Source organism: Gemmatimonadaceae bacterium (assembly GCA_035606695.1).
In the GTDB taxonomy this organism is placed as follows: Bacteria; Gemmatimonadota; Gemmatimonadetes; order Gemmatimonadales; family Gemmatimonadaceae; genus JAQBQB01.
Genome location: DATNEW010000031.1, coordinates 95,505 through 117,793, shown reverse-complemented (window position 1 = coordinate 117,793; position 22,289 = coordinate 95,505). Strand labels below are relative to the sequence as shown.

The window sequence follows — 22,289 nt, the reverse complement described above, 5'->3', positions numbered from 1 at the left end:
TTGCGACGTGGAGAATGCGAAGTCATCGAGCCCCATTGCCGTCGAGCGCGCGCTCGATGTCGTCAGCGACGTCTTCGTCGTCTTCGATCGCGACTTCCGGATCGTCTTCCACAACGCGGCGAATCGGTCGGCGATGAAGGCGGCGGGCATGGATCCGGATGCGGCCGTCGGCAAGCATGTGCTCGATGCGATGCCGCAGCTCGAAGGCACTACGGGATTTGTCGAGTCGAAGCGTGCACTCGACGAACGCATTTCCACCGAGTGGGAAGAGTCCTACGGGCCGGACGTGCGTCTGCGCGGACGGGCGTATCCGACCGAAGACGGCGGCATTCTGGTCGTCGCCACCAACGTCACCGATGAGTGGCGTGCACGCGAGGCGGCGCGGCATGCGCTCGAGCGCGCTCGCCGTCTCCAGGATGTCACGCTGCAGCTTGGCAAAACGCTCACGACGGACGGCGTCGCGCACGTCGCGTTGACGCACGGACTCTCGGCGCTGCGCGCGGCGGCCGGCATCGTCTACGTGCTCGACACCGAGACGAATACGCTGCACGCGACGGCGTTCGACGGTATCCGAGACGACGTGCTGCCGATGGGTCATGTGGTGTCGATGGATTCAACGACCATGATCTCCGAGGCCGTGCGCGCCGGCCAACCGATCTATATCGACAGATTGGGCGACGCGGTCGACCGCTACCCGCACATGCGCGAAGCACAGCACCGCGTGACACCACAAGCGTGGGCGTCCATTCCACTCATCAACGACGGCCGCACGCTCGGCGGCATCACGCTTGGTTTCAACGACCTGCCGGAATTCACGCAAGACGATCGAGATTTCATCGAGACGTTCGCCGCGCAGTGTGCACAGGCGCTCGAGCGAGCGCGGCTCTATCAGGAAGCGGCGGGTGCGCGCATCGCGGCCGAGCAGGCGAATCGCGCGAAGAGCGATTTTCTCGCGGCGATGAGCCACGAGCTCCGGACGCCGCTGAATGCGATTGGCGGCTACACCGATCTGATGGCGATGGGGTTGCGCGGGCCGCTCACGCCCACGCAGGAGGAGGATCTGCGGCGCATCGCGCGCAATCAGACGCACCTGCTCGGCATCATCAACGACATTCTCAACTTCGCGAGGCTCGAGGCGGGCGGCGTCGATCTCGAGATCGAGGACATGTTGGTGCACGAGGTGTTGTCGGGCATCGAGCCCCTCGTCGCACCACAGCTCGGGCAGCGGCAGCTGGCCTTTCGTCTCGAACCGATCGACCGAACGTTGAGCATGCGCGCCGATCGCGAGAAGGTTCAGCAGATTCTGCTCAACCTCCTCACAAATGCGGGCAAGTTCACGGAGCCCGGCGGCGACATCAGCGTGGGCGCCGCGTGCGACGGCAGCACGGTGCGCATTGCCGTGCGTGATACGGGCGTGGGCATTCCGAGCGACAAGCTGGACGCGATCTTCGAGCCCTTCGTGCAGGTGCATCGCGCGCTGGCGCGTCCGACCGCCGGCACCGGACTCGGCCTGGCGATCAGCCGAGACCTGGCGCGCAAGATGGGCGGGGATATCACCGTGGCGAGCACGCCGGGCGCCGGCTCGACGTTTACTCTGGCGATACCTCGCGTCCGCGCGATAACATAGGGCTCCCCCCACCCTTGATCGCGACGATGCGTACAGGCGGTACAGCCGTCGTTTCGCAAATTCTGATGTTCACCGCGGCACTGGCCGCGCTCGCGTCGCTGTCTGGCGACGCGAGCGCGCAGCGCGGCACGAAAGAAGAAGCGCCCGAGTTCACGCGCCAGGGCCTTCTGATCATCAACTTCGGTCCCGCGCGCGGGACGGACTGGCGACAGGGCCATCGCGCCGCGGACGCCGTCCGCGCGCGTGTCGGCCGCTTCGTCAACCGGCGCGACGTCGAAGTGATCGACGGCAGCGACATCAACGATCACTTCGATCGCGCCGGCTACAACGCCGACAGCACGTTCGACGAGCAACGCGACATTCGGCCGATGGGCAAGTACATGCGTGCCGACGAATATGTCCTCGGCGTGGTACGCAACGCCGCGGGCACTGTTCGATTGTCGGGCGAGCTCGTGCTCATGCGCGACGACAAGCTGCGCCAGCCGCTGGCCGAAGTGTCGGCGCCGAGGCTGGACTCGGCCGCGGCGTTGTTCGCGCGCGAGATCGGCGCGGCGCAGTCGCAGGTTCTCGCGCAGCGCCGCTGCGAGAATGCATTGCGCGACGGCAGCGGCAATCGCGCGATCGCCGCGGCGCGTGAGGGTGTGTCGGTGTATCCGCGCTCGACGCTCGCGCGCACGTGCCTGCTCTGGGCGCTGCGGCAAACCGGGCCGCCGACGGAAGTGCTGTCGGTCGCGCGCGAGGTGCTCGCGCTCGATTCAACGAACTTTTACGGAATTGAATCGGCGGCGATCGCGCTCGACTCGCTGCGTCGTCGCGACGACGCGGCAACGATGTGGCTTCGCCTGGCACGAACCGATACCGCGAATCTCGATCTCGTCCTTCGCGTGTCGTACGCGTTGTTCGACGGTGGAAACTCGCGCCGCGGCGAGCCGTTCATCACGGCGGCGGCGGATGCGCATCCCGACAACCTGCAGCTCGTGCAGCAGAAGTGGCGCATGGCGTACGAGAACAAGAGCTGGCCGCATGCGCTCGACGCGGGCGAAGTACTGCTCGCGCGCGACGTGAGCGCGCTTGGCGACTCGACGTTCTATCTGCACCTGGGCACCGCGTATCGTGCCGCGGGCAAACCGTTTAAGGCGATCGAGACGCTGGCGCACGGTGTGGCCGCGTTTCCGAAGGATGCGCGCATGTACTCGTTGTACACGCAGTACATCAAGGCCGAAGCGGATTCGGTGGTGCCGCGCGGACTCGCGCTGTTTCCGCGCAGCGCGGATCTGCTGGCGCTCAACGCCAAGGAGCTCCGCGCGCGCGGCAAGATTCAGGAATCGCTCGACGCCACCAAGCAGGCGGTGGCGCTCGACTCGACGATGGCGCAGGGGCAGCTGATGGTGGCGCAGCTCGAGCTCGAGCTCGGGCGGCCGGACAGTGCGTTGGCCGCGTTGCATCGTGCGATGGTGGCGGGTGAGGACACGACGCTCGTCGGGCAGTTCGCGCTCGCGAAGGGCAACTCGCTCTATCGCGCGGCGAGCGGCACGAAGGCGTCGGCGGACTTCGCGCTCGCGTACCGATTCCTCACGTTCGCGGATACGGTGCGCTCGTCGGTACAATCCAAGTTTCTCGTCGGCGCGGCGGCGCTCGGTGTCGCGCAGGCGGCGCTCACGGAAGCGCCGAAGGTCAAGGACAAGACGGAGAGCTGTCGCCTGGCGCGGCTTGGCGTCGACATGGTGCCGGTGGCGCGCAGTGGACTGCAGGCGGGCCAGGATGCGTTCGCGGAGGCGGCGAAGCAGTCGCTGGATTATCTGACGCAGCTCGATCCGTACGCGGCGCAGGCGTTGACGGCGTACTGTGAGAAGAACGACCAGATCTGAGAAGATCTGACCGGGTCTGTGACAGACGTCGTCAGACTCGGCCCAATCCGGTCGTTCTTTACTTCTTGCGTCCCCCAGAACTCCTAGGTACGATACCTAGGACTCCTTGGTAACCCCCATCGCCCATCGCCCAGCGCCCAGCGCATGACCACCGACTTCCTCAAAGGCACGCTCGATCTCATGATCCTCAAGACGCTCTCCTGGGCGCCCACGCACGGCTACGGCATCGCGCGCTGGATCGAGCAGTGCACCGACGACACCCTGTCGGTCGAAGAAGGATCGCTCTACCCCGCGCTACATCGCCTCGAGGAACGCGGGCTGATCGCCGCCGAGTGGGGCCTCTCCGAGCTCAATCGCAAGGCGAAGTTCTATCGCTTGACCGCCGCCGGGAAAAAGCAGTTGAAGGAGTCCCACGCCTATTGGGCACGTTTCGCCGGCGCGGTCACCAAAGTCCTCGAAACTGCGCCGGGAACCGTATGAATCGCAGTTGGCGACGCTACGCGCGCTTCTGGGGCGCGCGCGTCGACGCGGATGTCGACGACGAATTGGCGTTCCACTTCGAGATGCGCGTTCGCGACTACATGGCGCGCGGCATGAGCGAGCACGACGCGCGCGAAACCGCGCTGAACCGGCTCGGAAACCTCGGCTCGGCACGCGAAGCCTGCCTCACTATCGGCCATCGGAGACAACGCCGCGTGACTCGTACGCAGATTCTCGACGCGCTCGCGCAGGATGTTCGGTATGCGCTCCGCACGCTCGCCAAGCAAAAAGCGTGGACCGTAGTCGCGCTTCTCACGATGTCGCTTGGCATCGGCGCGAGTACGGCGGTATTCAGCGCCGTCGACGGCGTCATTCTCAACCCCCTGTCGTATCGCAACGCCAATCGCGTGGTGAGCATTTGGCGCGATGCCGCATCGGGGATCATGGTGACGCCGAGCGACGCGATGTTCGCCGCGTGGACGATGCGGGCGCGCTCGCTCGAGTCGATCGAGCGATACGGCACGAAGCCGATGACGCTCACCGGCCGCGGCGAGGCCGCAACGGTGAACGCCGGGCTCGTTCGTCCCAGCTTCGCCGAGTTCGCGGGCGTGCACATCATCGCGGGGCGTATGTTCGCGCCCGACGAGATGTTTTCCAACAACCGTCGCGTGGCGGTGATCGGCGAACCGATGTGGCGCGAACGCTTCGGCGGATCGGCGAATGTGATCGGCCAGACGCTGACGCTCGACGACAAACCGTACACGATCATCGGCATCGCGCCGGCGAACCTGCGCCTGCCGGCCCTCGACGCACCGACAACCGACGCGTGGCTGCCACTCGTCAAAGACAGCGTCAATCCCTTCAGCTTCACCATCGCACGGCTCAAGCGCGGCGTGTCGGTGGCGGCCGCCGAAAAGGAGCTGAATGCCATCGATGACCAGGAGCACCTGAGCGGCGATTTCGGTCCGAAGTTCGTCATCCGGCTCGTTCACCCCGGCGATCTGTCCACCACGCGTACCGCATTGTTGCTGCTTGCCGGCGCCGTTGCGCTTCTGCTGCTCGTCGCGTGCGCCAACGTCGCCCACCTGCTGCTGGCGCGCGGGGCCACGCGCGAACGCGAGCTCGCCATTCGCGCCGCCCTCGGCGCCGGACGCTGGCGACTCGCGCGTCAGCTGCTTACGGAGAGCACGGTGCTTGCGGCGGCGGGATGCCTTGGCGGTGTCGCGATCGCCTACGCCGGCGTCCGCGCGCTGGCCGTCGCGCGCCCTGATTCTCTGAGCGAGTTGTCCTACGCGCAACTCGATGCCCGTGCGTTGTGGGCCGCCATCGCGATGTCGGCGCTGGCAGGCATGGCGTTCGGATGCGCCGCCGCGCTGCATGCCATTCGCCGCGCGAGCCATGACGCGCTGCGCGCGTCGGCGTCCGGGACCGCGGCCGCGCGCACGCAGACGCTTCGCTCCCTGCTCGTGGTGAGTGAGATGGCGGTGTCGGCGGTGTTGCTCGTGGGCGCGGCGCTGCTCGTCCGCAGCGTCACGAAGCTCGAGCAAATCGATCCACACTTCGACGCACGCAACCTCTACGCGATGACACTGACGTTGCCGCACGACCACTATAGCGCGAGCAGCGATCGGTACAACTTCGTTCAGCGCGTCATGCAGAGTGCGGCCGCGCTTCCCGGCGTCACGGCCGTGACGGTCAGCAGCGGGACGCCGCCTCATCTCGGCGGTGTGTTCCTCGCTGAAGTTCGCACCGAAGACGGGGTTGCGGCGTCCGGCGCGGGTGAGGTCGTGCAGCCGTTGAACTTCGTCGTGGCGTCGTATTTTCAGACTCTTGGAATTCGTCTCACCGGTTCAACGTTCGGTGCGTCGCCAATCGAACAGCACGAAGTCATCGTCAATCGCGGCTTCGCGTCGAAGTACTGGCCGGGCCAATCGGCGGTCGGCCGTCGCTTCCGCTTCACCAGTGCCAACGACAAGCAGCCCGCCGATTGGATGACCGTCGTCGGCGTCGCGGACGACGTTCCGACGAACGGCCTCGCCGCTGATCTTTCGAGCCCGTTCGTCTATCGACCCATCGATCCGAAGCACATGAACACGCGCGTCGTCGTGAGCGTGCGGACGAAAGACGGCGTCGATCCCGTGCCGTCGCTTCGGCGTCTCGTCACATCGTTCGACTCGCGGATGGCGCCGCCTCCGGTGCAAACGGTCGAGAGCGATCTCGCACGCTCGATCTCGATTCAACGCTTCACCATGACGCTGCTGGCGGCGTTCGCGTCGCTCGCGGTGGTGTTGTCCGCCGTCGGCCTCTACGGCGTCATCTCATACATCGTGACGCAGCGTACGCGCGAGATCGGCATTCGCATTGCGCTCGGCGCCACACCGCGCCTCGTCGCGCGCGCAATCGGAACGCGCGCGCTCGTTCTGTCGGTGGCCGGGCTCGCGATCGGGCTGACGGCGTCGGTCTGGGCCACGCGGTTGATCCAGGGGCAGCTCTACGAAATTCGCGGCACCGACGCGGCCGCATACCTCGTGACGGGCTTGCTGCTGCTCGGAATCTCGCTCGCGGCGTGCGCGGTGCCGATGCGGCGTGCCATGCGCGTCGATCCCGTCATCGCCATGCGAGGGGATTGATCGCACCTGGTCATCCCGACCGCAGGCGCGTTGATCGCGCCTGTCATCCCGAGCGGAGGCGTGTTGATCGCGCCTGTCATCCCGAGCGAAGGCGCGCAGCGCCGTAGTCGAGGGACCCCCGTCCCGACGGAGGAGCCATATCTCTCCTCGGCGTACGGGGGTCCCTCGACTCGCTCACGCTCGCTCGGGATGACACACTCTCGCTCACGCTCGCTCGGGATGACAATGCTTCGTTTTGTAGCGTATTATGCCCGCTATGGTCGTCCTCCTCATTGTCGTTGCCGCGTTGGCGGCCGCATCGCTCGCCGCCCAACTGCTCCTCCTTTCCCGCAAGCCCGCCGTCGACCTGTCGCCGCTGCTGTCACGCCTCGACGCCGCCGAGCGGTCGAGCGAACGCCTCGAGCGCTCCCTGCGCGACGACTTCGCGCGCCAGCGTGAAGAGCTGCGCGTGCAGCTCGCATCCATTCGCTCCACGGTCGACGAACAACTGCAAGGCACGCTCGAGCGCCGGCTAGGCGAAAGCTTCAACATCGTCAGCGAGCGGTTGGAGCTCGTCCACAAGGGTCTTGGCGAAATGCAGTCGCTCGCCGCGGGCGTCGGCGATCTCAAGAAAGTTCTAACCAACGTCAAAACGCGCGGCACGTGGGGCGAAGTGCAGCTCGGCAACTTGCTCGAGCAAATTCTCACCCCGGCCCAGTACGCGCAGAACGTGTGTACCAAAGGCGAAGGTGCGGAGCGCGTCGAGTTCGCGATTCGCCTTCCCGGCCGCTCCGCCGAACAAGGTGCGAACGATCAGGTCTGGCTGCCGATCGACGCCAAGTTTCCGCAGGAGGACTACGCGCGTCTCATCGAGGCCGCCGAAGCGGGCGACGCTGCCGCGGTCGATCAAGCCTCGCGCGCACTCGAGCTGCGTGTGCGTCAATGCGCGCGCGATATCGCCGAGAAGTACGTGGCACCGCCGGGCACCACGGACTTCGGCATCATGTTCCTGCCGACGGAAGGGTTGTACGCCGAAATCATTCGCCGCCCTGGTCTGCCCGACGTGCTGCAGCGCGAGTATCGCGTGATGGTCTCCGGGCCGACGACGCTCGCCGCGCTCCTCAACAGTCTGCAGATGGGTTTTCGCACCCTCGCCATCGAACAGCGATCGAGCGAAGTCTGGACCGTGCTCGGCGAAGCGAAGACGGAATTCCGCCGCTACGCCGACGCATTGGAGAAGATCCGCAACAAGTTGCAGGAGGCGTCGAGCGCGGTCGACAAGGCTTCCGTGCGCACGCGGGCCATCGAGCGAAAGCTGCGCGGCGTCGAAGAGATCGAGCAGCCGCTGGTGTCATCCTGAAGCCCCCCAAATCGAGATTCTAGACCGGGTAAACCGTTCGGCGACTCGCCGGTACTAACTCGCCAGTCCAAGCGGTCGCAGTCCTTACGCCCACCCCACCACCGATGACTCCTCGCCGCCTGCTATTTCTGCTGGCGCTGGCCTGCGGCTCCCTGCTGCCCGCGCGTGTGCTTTCGGCTCAAACCGACGTTGTGCGCGGCCGAATCATTGGCCCCGATAGCCTGCCTGTCGAGCGGGCGAACGTCACCGTCACCAGCTTGAGCGGGAACGTGTCGCGCAACGCGCGCACGGACAAGAACGGCCGCTTCACCGTCACCTTCCCGGGCGATGAAGGCGACTACATGGTGACGATCGGCGCGCTGGGCTTCGCGAGCAAACGCTTCGAGGTGAAGCGCACGAACGATCAGGAGATTCTCGTCGCCGATGCGCGCCTGCAGCGTGTCGCCACCGAGCTCGATGCGGTGAAGGTCAACGCGCAGCGCCAACGGGTCGGACGAGACAACGGCTTGCCCGACATCGGCGGCAGCGAGCGCGTGATCAACTCGAACGCCGTCTCCGCCGACCAGATGGGCGATCTCGCCGCGCTGGCCGCGTCGATGCCGGGAGTGCAGATGATCCCCGGCGCCGACGGCGCTCCGAACGGCTTCTCGGTGCTTGGCGTCGGCGCGGACCAGAATTCGACCACGCTCAACGGCATGAACTTCGGCGGATCGAGCCTGCCGCGCGACGCGAACGTCATCACCTCGGTGATCACCACGCCGTACGACGTTTCACGCGGTGGATTCAGCGGCGGCCAGCTCAGCGTCCGCACTCGATCCGGCAACAACTACGTCATTCGCGCGTCGAGCGTGAACTTCGATTCGCCGAGCATGCAGTGGACCGACCCCGCGGCGCAGGCGCTCGGGCAGCGCTATCAGAACGTGTCGGTGGGCGGATTGTTCTCGGGTCCCTTCCAGCCCGACAAGTCGTTCTATTCGGTGTCGTATCAGGCCGGACGCCGCACGCAGGGTATTCAGAGTTTGCTCAACACCGGTCCGCTCGGCTTGCGGGCGGCCGGCATCGCGAACGATTCGGTCTCGCGGCTCCTGGGCATTCTGAACCGCTCGCACATTCCGAGCACGGTCGGCGGCATTCCGGGCGAGCGGCTCGGTGATCAGGCACAGCTCCTTGGCACTTTCGACTTCACGCCGCCGTCGTCCACGACCGGCCAGGCGTTCAACCTGATGGTCAATGGCTCGTGGTCGCGCCAGGATCCCTCGGGCATTTCGCCGATGGAGTTGCCGTCGCACAGCGGTGAGCGCAGCAATTACTTCGGCATGATCTCCGGCAAGCACTCCGGCTATTTCGGATTCCTGCTCAGCGAGACGTCGTTCGGATACAGCCAGATGGGCCTCAACGGGAATCCCTTCGTCGATCTCCCGAACGGCACGGTCCGCGTGAACTCGACGTTCGCCGACGCGCCGCAGAGCGTGCAGACGGTGTCGTTCGGCGGCAATCCCGGCATGAACCTGTCGTTCGGCACGAAGAGCGGGCAGCTGCGGAACCAGCTCGGCTGGTTCAGTGAGAACAACAAGCACAGCCTCAAGCTCACAACGGAGCTTCGCGCCGATCGATACTCGCAAAACCTGACGAGCAATCAACTCGGCACATTCTCGTTTTTGTCGCTCGCCGATCTCGATGCGGACCGGCCGTCGTCGTTCACGCGCCAGCTCTCGCAGTCGGCGCGAACGACAGGGCTCAACATCGCGAGCGTCGCACTCGGCGACTCGTATCGTCCGGGCGACAATCTGCAACTGCAGTACGGCTTGCGCGCGGACGGCACACGCTTCACGAGCGATCCGACGCTCAACCAGACGGTCGAGCAAGTGTTTGGCGCGCGCAACGATCACGTGCCGAACAAGATCTACTTGAGCCCGCGCTTCGGCTTCTCGTACGCGTACGGCGAGGCGCCGCAGATCGCCGCATTCCAGGGCGCCATTCGCGGCCCGCGCGCCAACGTGCGCGGCGGCATCGGCATCATTCAGGGTCTGCCGAACACGCAAACGCTGGGCACGGCGCTCGACAACACCGGCCTGCCGACCGGCGCGCAGCAGCTCGTGTGCGTCGGGCAAGCGGCACCGACGCCCGACTGGGCCGCGTACGCCGCGAGCGAAGCGGCCGTTCCCACGCGGTGCGCCGACGGCACCACCGGTACCGTGCTCTCGAGCACGGCGCCGAACGTCACGCTGTTCGATCGCAACTACGCCGCGCCGCGCGCGCTGCGGTCCAATCTGCAGTGGACCGGGATGTCGCTCGACAACCGGTTCGCGACGATGGTGGACTTCACGTACTCGCTCAATATGAATCAACCGAGTACGTATGATCTGAACTTCAATCCGTCGTCGCAGTTCGCGCTTGCGAACGAAGGCGGCCGGCCGGTGTACGCGCGTGCGTCGAGCATCGTCGCGCAGACGGGCGCGATTGGCGCGGGCGAAGCGCGCGTATCGCCGGTCTTCTCGCACGTCGGTCAACTTCGCTCGGACATGAAGTCGGAAACGAAGCAGCTGAGCGTGGGTCTTCGCCCGTTCAACTTCAGTTCCAACTACTCGTGGAGCCTGTCGTACGTCTATATGAATGCGCGCGAGCAGTATCGCGGCTTCTCGAGCACGTCGGGCGATCCGCTGGACGTTGCGTGGGGCCGTTCGTCGTTCGATTCGCGCCATCAGATCGTCTATTCGCTGACGTACAACGCGTTCAACATGATTCAGCTTGGCTGGTACGGCACCATTCGTTCCGGTACGCCATACACGCCGATCGTGCTGGGCGACATCAACGGCGACGGCTACTCGAACGATCGGGCGTTCATTTTCGATCCCTCGCACACGGCCGACACCGCGCTTGCCTCGGGCATGCGCTCGCTGCTCGCGTCGGGCTCAGGATCGGCACGCGACTGCCTGGCCCGTCAGATCGGACGCATTGCGGAGCGCAACAGCTGCCAGGGTCCGTGGACACAGACCGCCAACTTGAGCTTCTCGCTCTTGCCGCTCAAGCTGCGCCTGCCGCAGCGCGCCAACCTCACATTCCAGATCTCTAATCCACTCGGCGCCGCCGACGCGCTCCTGCATGGCGACGACCATCTGCACGGCTGGGGACAGGTGTTCGTGCCGAACAGCCAGCTCTTGTCGGTGCGGGGCTTCGATCCGGCAACGAATCAGTTCAAGTACGAGGTGAACCAGCGGTTCGGCGCGACCGCGTTGTCACAGAGTGTGATTCGCGCCCCCGTCACGCTGACGGCACTCATGCGGTTGGACGTCGGGCCGGCGCGCGAGCGTCAGGACCTGACGCTGGCGCTCGACCGCGGCCGCAGTGTCGGTGGCGCCAAGATCCCCGAGCAGATGCTGCGCGTGCTGTACGGCGGCGGCAGCATCCTCAATCCGATGGCGCAGATTCTTCGGAACGCCGACACGCTCGAGCTGAGCGCGACGCAGGCTGACAGCATCGCGGTGCTCAATCGCACCTATACCATCAAGCTCGATTCCATCTGGACGCCGGTCACGAAGTATCTGGCCGAGCTGCCGGACCGGTACAACCGCGACGAGGCGTACTATCGGTATCGTCTCGCGCGCGAGACGACGGTGGACGCCCTGATCAAGCTGGCGCCGGCGATTCACGGCTTGCTGACGCGGACGCAGCTGCGCCGGCTGCCGTACAACGTGACGCAGTATCTGGACACGCGATACCTGGCGTCGGTGCGTTCCGGCACGCAGGGGACGAGCCTGGCCTCGATGATGATGGGCGGCGGCCCGATGGCCGCGATGGGCGGTGGCGGCGGCGGCCCGACCGTGATCATGATGAAGACCGGCAATCCGTAGCCGATACCTATACTTTAATTGGACGATGAATATGAGAAAACTATTAACACTGGCGCTGGCCGCCGCACCCGTCGGCGCGCAGGCCCCGGCCGTTCGCCTGATCGCGGCGCCCGACGCGTCGTCCGCGCCGCTGTTCGGCGTCGCCGCCGCGGTGCGCGCGCTTCCCGGCGGGCGCGTGCTCGTGAACGACGTCGCGCGTCGGCAGCTCACGCTGCTCGACCCGACCCTCAGGTCGCCGACGGTGATCGCCGACTCCGTGAGCGGCACCGCGAGCTCCTACGGCACGCGCGCCGGCGGGCTCATCGCCTACACCGGCGACTCGACCCTCTTCGTCGATCCCGCCGGCCTGTCGATGTTCGTCATCGACCCCGCCGGCACGATCGCGCGCGTCGCGTCGGTGCCGCGGTCGCAGGACGCGGGCGCCATCGCGGGAAGCGGCGTGCTCGCGCTCGACGGAAAAGGACGCCTGGTGTATCGCGGCGGCATGAACATCATGCGCATGAGCGCCCCGCGAGGCGGAAACACCGGCAGCGGTCTGCCCTTCATGCCGGACTTCCCCGACAGCTCGGCGATCGTTCGCGTCGACCTCGCGACGCGAAAGCTGGACACGGCCGCCTATTTCAAGATCGCGAAAGTCAAACTGAACATCACGCGCACGGAGAGCGGAATCGGGTCCATGTCGCAGGTGATCGACCCGTTGCCGGTGATCGACGACTGGGCCGTGCTCGCCGACGGCTCGATCGCGATCGTCCGCGGTCACGACTATCACGTCGATTTCGTGCACGCCGACGGCACGGTGAGCGCCGGCACCAAGATTCCCTTCGACTGGCAGCGCCTGAGCGACGATGACAAGATCGCCGTGATCGATTCGGCGCGAAAAGCGGCCGAGGCGCAGGCAGCCGCCGCACCGAAGGACGGCAACACGGCGGCGAATACATTGGCTGGGGCCGTCGGCGGCGCCACGCAGCAGCGCGTCGTCATGAACTTCAGCACTGGCGGTGGCGGCGCTCCGGCGGGCGCGAAGGTCGCGGGCGCTGCGGGCGGCGGCACAACCGAATACGTCAACGCGTCCGACCTGCCGGATTACCGGCCAGCCTTCACCGCCTCCGCCGTGCGCGGGGACGAGGACGGCAACGTGTGGGTACGCACGACGGCCGTTCGCGGCGGCGCGGCGGGCGCGATCTACGACGTCATCAACAGTCGCGGGGAGCTGGTCGATCGCATTCAGATTCCCGCCGGCCGCCAGATCGTCGGCTTCGGTAAGAGCGGCGTGGTGTACATGGCGGCGCACGACGCGTCGGGGACGTGGATCGAGCGGACGCATCGCTAGGTGGAGCTGTTATCCTGAGCGCCGCAAGCGCGAAAGGATCTCATCCACGTCCGGGCAGCGGGATCATCCATCCGGATGAGATCCTTCGCTACGCTCAGGATGCAACGCCCCCACCACGGTGCGGGCGTTGCATTGCAATAGGCACATGAGCCGTGCCTACCCAATCCTTTCTCTGTCGCTGAGCCTGCTCGTCGCCGCCTGCGGCGATTCTCGAAGCGCCGCGTCGGAAAGCCGACCAGTCGCGAAAGACTCCGCCGCCGGCGACGTGAAGCTTGCTACTCGCGACACGGCGCGCGACAGTCTCCGAACGGACACCGCCGCTGCGAGCACCTCCGACACCGCGCACGCCAAGAACAAGAAGGCCATGCCGGACTCGGCGATCATGATCCAGCTCGCCACGCAGCCCAAGCTTCGCACGAAGGCCGACAGCATCTCGCTCGTCGCCTCGATTCGCACCGGCCTCAAGAATCCCGGCTGGCCGGTCAAGACACCGCCGCTGCTCGCGGGATCGATCTTGCCCGCCAAGCGCATCGTCGCGTTCTACGGCAACCCGCTCTCGAAGAAGATGGGCATCCTCGGCGAGATCCCGTACGATCAGATGCTCGCCAAGCTCGACACGGTCGTGAAGTGGTGGCAAGCGGCCGATCCATCCACGCCCGTCCAGCCCGCATTGCACCTGATCGTTTCCGTTGCGCAGGGCGCGCCGGGCAAGGACGGCATGTATCGCCAGCGCTCGGATCCGGACCTCATCGAAAAGATCTACGGTTTCGCGCACGCGCGCGGCTACATCACCATTCTCGACATTCAGGCGGGCAAGAGCACCATCGACTCCGAGTTGCCGGTGATCCTGCCGTTTCTCCAGCGGCCCGACGTGCATCTGGGCGTCGATCCCGAGTTCTACATGCACTACAACCGCGAAGGACGTATTCCGGGATCGAAGATCGGCGCGATGGACGCCAAGGACATCAATTACGTCATCGACCAGCTCGGCGCGCTGGTGACGAAGTACCACCTGCCGCCCAAGGTGCTGATCGTGCACCGCTTCACGACCAACATGTTACAGAACTCTGATAAGATCAAGCTCGACCCGCGCGTGCAGGTCGTCATCAACATGGACGGCTGGGGCCAGCCGTGGCTCAAGTTCGACACGTACGCCAAGTGCGAGGCGTCGGATCCCGTCGAATACACGGGATTCAAGCTCTTTTTTCACAATGACGTGAAGAAGGGCGACAAGCTCCTGTCGCCCATCGAAGTGCTGGCGTTGAGACCGCGGCCGATCTACATCCAGTATCAGTAAACTGTAAACTCCGCGGCGGCGTCAGCGCACGAACTCGTGCCACAGATTGATGCCGACCCCGATGACCATCGACGTCGCGCCGTTCACGAGCGCGACGCGCACCTTGTCGGGGCCGGTGTCCGGACGCCAGCTCGCCTGCGCGAAGCTGCCCGCGAACGCACCGACGATGCGCGGGACCGCCACCATCCGCTTCTTGTTCGGTAGCACGTCGCTGAAGCCCTGGGAGATTGCCCAGCCGATACGCGCGCCCGTGCCGTGGCACTCGCAGTGCGCGTAGTCGAGCGGCCGATTCATCGCCGCGGCAAGACCTTCCGTCACCCCTTCCTGAATCACGAACTCGCCGACGTTCGACGCGGCGCGCTTCCCGTAGCCGCTCCAGCCCTTGCCCCACTGCGCCGGACTGTCGCTCAGTTGATCGATGCCGGCAAAGGCCAGGCCTTCAGCCGTGCCGTACACCATGTCGCGCCCGAAGCGCGTCAGCCGCGTGGCCGAATCGGACCCGACGCGCGACTGAGCCTGTGCGGCACTGGCCATGACGATGGCGGCAACCGCGAATGATCCCGTTCTCTTCCACATGCGCCCGCTGATTGGCAATCCTCGCGCCGTGCGATCAGCGCCGCTGTGTCATTCCGAGCGAAGCGAGGAATCTTATGCGAGTTGTCGAGAGACGTTCCTCGATCGGGATACAAGATTCCTCGCCTGCGGCTCGGAATGACGGCCTACTTGAGTTCAGCGCAGCCCTTCGGTGCTTGGACGGCCTTCGCAAACGCACCGCACCACGCCGCAACCACCTGCCGAGCCGTCTCGGGCTCGCGAAGATAGCCGACCAGCTCGTGTGGATCCGGCTCATCGGCCGGCGGCTTCGACGCGATGTCGTGATTCGCGGCCGTCACCGATGTCGCGAACGGATCGCCGTCGTTGCGGATGTTGATCCAATCCGCGACGCTGACCGGCCGCGCCAGGGAATCGCTGTCGTCGCCGCCGATCAACAGATGCCGCAGATCCGGCGAGCCGAGCGGCGATCCAAGCGTGAGCAGCGTCCGGACGGTTCCGGTGTCGCGCGCCGCGGAAAAGTAGTCATACGCGACGAGCGACCCGAGGCTGTGCGCGACGACGATCACCGGTCGCCCTTCGCTCCGAGCACGCAGGATCGCGCTCGACAGCCGATCCTCGGACGCGCACCGTTTGCGCGCATCGCTCAGGAACGCGGCGTCGCCCGCCAGGTCGCGCATCTGCGCCGCCGTCTCCTTGTCGTCGACCAACTTGGACAGCGCGCCAAACAACCCGCCGGCGACGGACGCGACGGTCTTGAGCCCTTCGTCGCTTCGGCCCGCACGGAGCGCGCGCGGATCGTTCGCGGGATAGTCACAGCCGGCATCCGACGACGGATCGAGCACATCGGCATACCACACGACGCGCACGTCGCTTTCCTCGAGCAGCGGCGCCTTGGTCAGCGTCGATGCGCCGGTGCGCAGGCCGTCCATCCACAACTTCCTCGTCAGCGCCGTATCGCGGTCGATCATCCCGCGACCGTGAACGAGCAGCACGAGCGGCCGCCCACGATCGGACTGCGCCGGCGCCGCTTGGGCCGCGACGAGAAGGAGTATCGCCAGGAGAAACCGCATCATTCTCATACTACCCGCTCGCGCCGCGCGGTGTTTCGCTCAGGCAAAAACGCCGACCTGTCCGCCGGTGTGCCAGAAGAGGACGGTTTCGTCCGGACGGAAGCGTTCCTCGCGCACGTAGGCGATCAACGCGCCGAGCGCCTTGGCGGTGTACGTGTGATCGACGAAGAATCCCTCGCGCCGCGCCGCAAGCTCCTGCGCCTCGCGCGACTCGTCGGTCGGCGCGCCGTACCCGGCGCCGACCCGGCGGTCGTCGACCTCGATCGCGCCGTCGAATGATTCCATGCCTTCGATGCCACGCACGATCTCACGCACGGTCCGCTGAATCGCCTCCGACGGATCGTCCGCGCTCACGCCGATTACGCGCGACGTCAGTCCGGCGAGCGCCACGCCCGCGATCAACCCGGCCTGAGTACCGCCCGAGGACGTCGCGTGTACGATGACATCGGGCTCGATGCCCTGCTCCTTCAACTCGCGCACCGCGTGCACGAATCCGAGCGCGCCGTACGACGTGGACGCGCCGAGCGGAATGAGATACGGATTTCTCCCCTCGCGCCGCAGGCGCTGCATCACGCGCTCGCACGACTCGGCCCGCTCCGCGCGCGACGGGATGTACTCGATCTCGGCGCCCAGCAGCCGGTCGAGCAGCGCGTTGGCGGTCGGCCGCTCGGGCGGCTCGCCGTTGATGATCAGCACGCATCGAAGGCCAAGCTGTGCGGCGGTCGCGGCCGTCGCGCGGGCGTGATTCGACTGCACGCCGCCGAGCGTGACGATCGTATCCGCGCCCGCGTTGATGGCTTTAGCGATCTCGAATTGAAGTTTTCTGATTTTATTGCCGCCGAACCCGAACGGGATCGTGTCGTCGCGCTTGACGACGAGGCGTGGGCCGCCGCCCAGGACATCGCGCAGGTGCTCCATCGCGTGCGCCGGCGTTGGAGCATGGAGCAGCCGGTGAAACGACGCGTCGAGCGGGGCGGTCACTCTTCACCCGTCGATGGCGGGCCGCCGGAGCGCGCGACCTGATCCGCCTTGATCTTGCCGGGGTCGAATCGCCGCGCACTGCCCAGCATCTTGTCGATCGTGTCGTCGAAGTCGGCGGTGGGCTTCCGCATGAATCGCAGCGGGTTGATGCGCGCCACGACGAACGCCTTGAGATACGGACTCTCCAGGCCTTTGGCCTTCATCGCCTTCACGGCTTCGTTCACCAGCTCGTTGAGCTCCAACAGCTTCTCGGCACGCTCGCGCCGCGTCAGAAGCGCGTTCGGCAGCTTGCTCCCGAGAAACTTGTCGCAGCGTTTGAGGACCGGGTGATACGCGCCGCCAGAGAATCGGCCGTTCTGCTGATAGCAGAGCCCGAGCGTCACGAGCGCCGCTTCCTCGAACTCCACCGAGAACTCGCGCTCCGGACGGTCGTCGAGCACCGACAACGCCTCGGCGAGGCGCGCCACTTCGAGCGCGCGCTCGCGGAGGTTGTGCGCTTTCTCGGTATTGAGCAGCAGAATGCGATGCGCGACTTCAGGCTCCGGCACCACGAGCGCGACGATCGACTTGGCGCCAAGCTCTTTCATCGCGCCAAGGCGATGATAGCCGTTCGGCGACCAGTATTTGCCGCCGCCCGCCGGCACCGCGATCACGGGATCGAGATAGCGATCGAGTTTGTCGATCGCGTTCGCGACGCGGCCGACGTGCGCTTCGGACAGGTCGCGCTGAAACGGCGTAGGCTCGACGGCGTCGATGGGCAGCGCGGCAAGGATCTGCCAGTGTCCGCCCAGCGGATCGCGATACGTCGCGAGCGTAGCGCCGCCGTCGTCTTCGATCGTGCGGCCGAGTGTTTCGACGGACGTGGGTGCCGCAGCGGAGGCAAGCCGGCGCGCATCGAGACCGCGCGAGGCGGCCGGCGCGACGGCGCGCTTCTTCTTCGCGCGTTTTTTTGCGGTGGCCATGGCGGATAGATGCAGGCGTCGAGGACGGCGGTCAAGCTGGCGGTACAAGCTCGAAGACGCCGATCGGCTGCGCGTCTTCGCCCTCGCCGACGATCCACTTCGTCATCCCGACGCGCCAGTGCTGCGACTCGAGCGTCTCGAGCAATCCAAGGCTGAACTTGCGAAAGGGATCGGAGACGAGAATGCGGCCGCCTGCCGCAAGGTTGCCGTTGAATAGCCGGTGCAGACGATCGTGCATTGTGTCCGAGTAGAGAATGTCGGCGCCGATGATGAGGTCGTAGCGCTGCACGTCGTCCCACGTCGACCAATCAGCGGTGCGATACTCGATGCCGCGCGCGCCATTCCGCTCGCCGTTGCGGCGGCAGAGGTGCATCGCGACGTCGTGGTTGTCGGTCTGCGTCACGCGCGCGCCGAACGTCGACGCGACGATGCCCGGTAATCCAGTGCCGGCTCCGAGCTCCAGCACCGTCTTGCCGCGCAACGCATTGCCCCGCGATGCCAACTCGTGCGCGAGTGCGATCGCCGACGGCCAGAGCGCGGCGCCGTAGGGTATACGATCGTGATTCGTACCGAGGAAGATCTGCTCTTCCACCCAGCTCATGAGCGCCGCCGTATGCAGAATGCTCCACTCGCGTCCGCCGACGCGCAGGCTGCACTCTTCGAGGTCAAAGTCGCCGGCGGTTGTCGTGAGGCGCTCAGCCATGCGCTCTGCCATGCGCTCTGCCATGCGCTCTGCCATGCGCGACGTGACCGAGAAGCAGGCGGTAGCCGGCGCAATCGGCGGCTATGAGAATTCTCTGAATTTCCGCGTGGTCGAATTCGGCGGCGACGTCGGCGAGCGGCGGAAAGCGCGGTAAATCTCGAGCAAGCATCCCCGGAAAATAGTCTTCCATCGACCAGAAGCCGGCATGATCGCGATCCCACGTCATCCCCACCACGCGGGACCGCACCACACGCCGGCACTCGGCCAGCCCGCGACGCCAGTCGCTCCAGTGTCGCCGATGGCCGTACGGATGAGTGCGGCGAAGCGTGGGTCGGCCCGACGGCGCGCGGTGTAGCCGGTTCCGATAGTGTCGTAGATCGTCATCGTAGACATCGGTTATGTTGAAATCATGATTCGGCCCGCCGCACTGTCGTCCGGCACGAGTACGGCGATTGCAACGTGTGGGGCGGACAGCGTCTTCAGGGGCGCGGCTGCCATCACGGCGGTACAATAGCATGCGACGTTCGACGACGGTTCGGCTTTGTGCGTTGGTTGCGGCGACCGGTGCCATCGGCGCGATTGCGGCCGGCTGCTCGGCGGACGCGACGCTTCCGGGTCTGAGAGGCGGCGCCGACACGAGCGTGGATTGCTCTCTTCAATCGATCACCGTAAGCCCGCCTTCAATCACACTCACGGTTGGAGACACCGCGGTGTTCGTCGCGGTCGTCCCGGTGTGTGGTACCACGTCCGCGTCCAATGCGTTCACGTGGCGATTGAGTGACAGTTCCATTGCGACCATCGCAGTGCGCGGTGATAGCGCGGTGTGGCTGCGCGCGCGCAACCCGGGTACAACGACCCTCATCGCGTCGCCGAATGCCACTCCGGCGGTGCAAGGCGCGGCCGCGGTCAACATCGTGGCGGCGGTGCACTAACACGCCGCCTGTCATCGCGAGCGAGTGAGCGCGGCGAGCGAGCGCGGCGAGCGAGCGCAGCGAGCGAGTCGAGGGACCTCCGCCCCGACGGAGGAGCCGCATGCAGTCCTCCGCTGAGAAGGGGGTCCTTCGACTTCGGCGCCGCGCGCCTCCGCTCAGGATGACATGCGCGGCGGCTTTGCGTCAGAACCTGAACAAATACGAATACTTGACGAAGAAATAATCCGAGGATCGAATCAGCGGCTGAAACGTGAAGCGCTCATTCGGATCGGGCGGACCGTCCGCCCGCGAACCGTACCCGACGAAGAACACCGTGCCGGGATTCGGCTGATATGAGAACAGGTAATCTCCGCGCACCGTACCGCTTCGCATCGCGATCGCCTTCTGCCCATTGATGATCAGCGGAAAGAACGTGCGCGTCTCGTCGCGCAGGTCGGAATGCTCGGACAGATCGTACTCGCCGACCAATCGCAAGAACATCGAGCGCGTCAACTGATACTCGGCCTTGAGCCGCGGAATCATGTTGCGCCCCGCCAAGCTGCCGTCGCTCCGCCGCCAGTAATCCTGATAGTCGAAGTTCCCGGTGAGACGAATGCGATCCGTCGGCCGGAATGTCAGCGCCGTCGACAAATAATCGATGTTCGCCTGCGCCCACTCGAAGAAGTTCTCGTCCTGCCCGCCGACATACAGCATGGTGGCGTTGAAGCGCGACCACTGCGGCGTCGCGAGCGTGAAGACATAATCGCGATTGGGAATGCGTCCGACGCCGACGAACGGCACCGTGTCGACCGTGGCGCCAACCGTCCGCTCGATCTGATAGCTGCGGTAGAGCTGCGTATCGTAGCCGAACGTCTCCCAGTAGACGCCCAGGCCCGTGGTCCATCCGCCGCGCAGGCCGGCGCTGCCCGAGAGGTGGAACTTCTTATCCTGCGCATCGCCGTGACGCGTGAAGTGCGTGTACTGCCAGGTGTCGTCGTACAGGATGTCGCCCGTCAACGTCTCGAACAGCTTCCCGCGCTCGTTGAACCACGTGCCGCGCTGATCGGCCGCGCCGTGAACGATTCCGTTTCGCGAAATGAATCCGCTCGTCGTGATGAACTTGTCGCTGATGCCGCTCAGGCTGTAGCGCAGCCCCAGCCGCTTTCCATTGCGCGCCAACGTTCCCGACCACAGCGGCGCATTGACCGCGACGTCGTGCGTCTTGTCGAACGACTCCGCGTATTGGAACGAGCCGTTCCACACCTGCGCGAACAGAAGCCGGCCGTCGACGTCGGCGACGCGATTGTAATCGCCGCCGACCGCGCGGTCGGTGTACGCCATGCCGATCCGCGACTGATCGCCGACGTCGCGCTGCGCACGGAGGATGTTGTACGTCGTCTGATAGCGGCCGTTGAACGACAGGCTCGGATCGTCGTTCGCGCTCAGGAATCCAATGTTGGTGCCGGCCATCTTGCCGGTGATCTTCGTCGCCAGCTCCGGCTTGGCGATCCGCCTGGTGTAGATCAGGTTGTTCGGCACGCTGAACTGCTCGAGCCCATCCAGGAAGAACGGCCGCTTCTCGGGGAAGAACAGCGCCTGGCGTGGATCGATCACGAACTGCCCCGCGTCGGATTCCACCTCGGCGAAGTCGGGCCGAACGGTTCCGTTGAGCGTGAGATTGTTCGTGATTCCCCACCGAACGTTCGTCCCGAGCTGCGGTCGCGTGCTCTCGTACCTCCAGCCCGCCGGCGACGGCGCCCCCGTGGACTTCCGCGTCACGAACGGATTGACGTCGAGCACCAGCCCGCGATCGAACCCGCTCAATTCATCCAGGCTCCCACTCTGGCCGAGGAACGAGGAGCTCGAGCGTTTGGCCGGCGCCCAGGAGTCCTCGAAGCCGGAATGCTGGACCTCGCGCACGACGTTGAAGTCCCAACTCTGGACATCAGAGGATTGGTATTTGAGACTTTTAAACGGAATCCGCAGCTCGACCTCGTAGCCGTACTCCGTCACGCGTCCTTTGGACGCGAACACGAAATCCTGGCTCAGATCGGGGGCCGTGCGGCCGGAGAGCGTCGGTGTCCATCCGCCGCCCGACACGGTCGTCTCGACGATCGTGCCGTCCATCTGAATGCCCAGCGGATTCACCGCGAACACGTACGCCTGCCGCTGGTCGTGAAACGTGCCGATGAGCAGCTGCACGTTGTCGTCGGCCGAGATCTTGTCGCGATCGGCGAGCGAGGCGTGCGGCGGACCGTGCGCCTCGAACGCGCGAATGCCGACGTAGAGGGCCGTCGGCGAATACCACAGCAGCACGTGCGTCGAATCGGACGCGGGCACCCCGTCCTGCGGCGCGAACTGCGAGAATCCGGTGAGCAGGGCGGCGCGCTGCCACACCGGTTCGCTCAAATCCCCGTCGATGACAACGTTGGCGGAATCCGCCGATACGCGTGGAATGCGAACGTGCAGCTCATTCGCGCGTCCGACGAACGTCGCGTCGGGCGAAGGCCGCCGCGGCGAGGGCGCCGCGAACGCCGACACGAGTGCCAGCGCGAGGGGGAACGAGGGGGACATGGCAGACATACTATGTCGAATCGCCGGGCCGTCCGCCAACCTCCGATGTTCGAATTGAGCAAGGATTTCAGGGTGTCTTGTCGCCAACGGTGTATCCGAAACGACGACGGG

General features: G+C 65.7%; 17 protein-coding genes. 10 read left to right on the top strand and 7 right to left on the bottom strand.

From position 1 onward, the window contains the following. Positions 1 to 7 precede the first annotated feature (7 nt). The 8 genes from VN706_16665 to VN706_16630 all read left to right on the top strand — a co-directional run bounded on the left by VN706_16665 (position 8) and on the right by VN706_16630 (position 14,422). Complete coding sequence (locus VN706_16665; protein ID HXT17273.1) at positions 8 to 1,627, top strand: ATP-binding protein; 1,620 nt, start codon at positions 8 to 10, stop codon at positions 1,625 to 1,627. A gap of 65 nt (positions 1,628 to 1,692) precedes the next feature. After that, positions 1,693 to 3,495 carry a hypothetical protein gene (locus tag VN706_16660; protein HXT17272.1) on the top strand — a complete coding sequence of 601 codons (1,803 nt, stop codon included), beginning with the start codon at positions 1,693 to 1,695 and terminating at the stop codon, positions 3,493 to 3,495. Positions 3,496 to 3,639: 144 nt separating this feature from the next. After that, complete coding sequence (locus VN706_16655) at positions 3,640 to 3,975, top strand: PadR family transcriptional regulator (GenBank protein ID HXT17271.1); 336 nt, start codon at positions 3,640 to 3,642, stop codon at positions 3,973 to 3,975. Then, on the top strand, positions 3,972 to 6,605 hold the full coding sequence (locus VN706_16650; GenBank protein HXT17270.1) for an ABC transporter permease: 2,634 nt from the start codon (positions 3,972 to 3,974) through the stop codon (positions 6,603 to 6,605). The genes VN706_16655 and VN706_16650 overlap by 4 nt, the downstream gene beginning before the upstream one ends. Before the next feature lie 256 nt (positions 6,606 to 6,861). Continuing rightward, positions 6,862 to 7,944 (top strand): DNA recombination protein RmuC, encoded by a 1,083-nt coding sequence (locus tag VN706_16645; protein ID HXT17269.1) that lies wholly within the window; start codon positions 6,862 to 6,864, stop codon positions 7,942 to 7,944. A 104-nt stretch (positions 7,945 to 8,048) separates the two neighbouring features. After that, complete coding sequence (locus tag VN706_16640; protein ID HXT17268.1) at positions 8,049 to 11,795, top strand: TonB-dependent receptor; 3,747 nt, start codon at positions 8,049 to 8,051, stop codon at positions 11,793 to 11,795. 31 nt (positions 11,796 to 11,826) lie between these two features. Beyond that, complete coding sequence (locus VN706_16635) at positions 11,827 to 13,125, top strand: hypothetical protein (protein ID HXT17267.1); 1,299 nt, start codon at positions 11,827 to 11,829, stop codon at positions 13,123 to 13,125. A gap of 145 nt (positions 13,126 to 13,270) precedes the next feature. Further along, entirely contained in the window at positions 13,271 to 14,422 is a 1,152-nt protein-coding gene (locus VN706_16630) for a hypothetical protein (GenBank protein HXT17266.1), read from the top strand. 21 nt (positions 14,423 to 14,443) lie between these two features. On the opposite strand, the gene VN706_16625 is transcribed toward VN706_16630, so the two are convergent. The 5 genes from VN706_16625 to VN706_16605 all read right to left on the bottom strand — a co-directional run bounded on the left by VN706_16625 (position 14,444) and on the right by VN706_16605 (position 18,693). Further along, positions 14,444 to 14,998 (bottom strand): hypothetical protein, encoded by a 555-nt coding sequence (locus VN706_16625; protein HXT17265.1) that lies wholly within the window; start codon positions 14,996 to 14,998, stop codon positions 14,444 to 14,446. Positions 14,999 to 15,141: 143 nt separating this feature from the next. Then, positions 15,142 to 16,050, bottom strand: coding sequence for a hypothetical protein (locus VN706_16620; protein HXT17264.1), 909 nt, complete (start codon positions 16,048 to 16,050; stop codon positions 15,142 to 15,144). Between the two features lie 36 nt (positions 16,051 to 16,086). Beyond that, positions 16,087 to 17,028 (bottom strand): pyridoxal-phosphate dependent enzyme, encoded by a 942-nt coding sequence (locus VN706_16615; GenBank protein HXT17263.1) that lies wholly within the window; start codon positions 17,026 to 17,028, stop codon positions 16,087 to 16,089. Then, positions 17,025 to 17,990: a hypothetical protein gene (locus VN706_16610; protein ID HXT17262.1), complete on the bottom strand. Its 966-nt coding sequence runs from the start codon at positions 17,988 to 17,990 to the stop codon at positions 17,025 to 17,027. The genes VN706_16615 and VN706_16610 overlap by 4 nt, the downstream gene beginning before the upstream one ends. 31 nt (positions 17,991 to 18,021) lie before the next feature. Further along, entirely contained in the window at positions 18,022 to 18,693 is a 672-nt protein-coding gene (locus tag VN706_16605) for a 50S ribosomal protein L11 methyltransferase (GenBank protein ID HXT17261.1), read from the bottom strand. 22 nt (positions 18,694 to 18,715) lie between these two features. Here VN706_16605 and VN706_16600 point away from each other — a divergent pair, with 22 nt between their 5' ends. Beyond that, positions 18,716 to 18,847 (top strand): hypothetical protein, encoded by a 132-nt coding sequence (locus tag VN706_16600; GenBank protein HXT17260.1) that lies wholly within the window; start codon positions 18,716 to 18,718, stop codon positions 18,845 to 18,847. Between the two features lie 68 nt (positions 18,848 to 18,915). On the opposite strand, the gene VN706_16595 is transcribed toward VN706_16600, so the two are convergent. Beyond that, a complete protein-coding gene (locus tag VN706_16595; protein ID HXT17259.1) occupies positions 18,916 to 19,086 on the bottom strand; it encodes a hypothetical protein in 171 nt (56 codons plus the stop codon). 122 nt (positions 19,087 to 19,208) lie between these two features. On the opposite strand from VN706_16595, the gene VN706_16590 reads away from it, so the two are divergent. Continuing rightward, complete coding sequence (locus VN706_16590) at positions 19,209 to 19,625, top strand: Ig-like domain-containing protein (GenBank protein ID HXT17258.1); 417 nt, start codon at positions 19,209 to 19,211, stop codon at positions 19,623 to 19,625. Positions 19,626 to 19,808: 183 nt separating this feature from the next. Here the strand turns inward: VN706_16590 and VN706_16585 are convergent, their stop codons facing one another. Continuing rightward, the gene (locus VN706_16585) at positions 19,809 to 22,178 is read right to left on the bottom strand and encodes a DUF5916 domain-containing protein (protein ID HXT17257.1); all 2,370 of its coding nucleotides are present in this window, start codon (positions 22,176 to 22,178) and stop codon (positions 19,809 to 19,811) included. Positions 22,179 to 22,289: the final 111 nt, after the last annotated feature.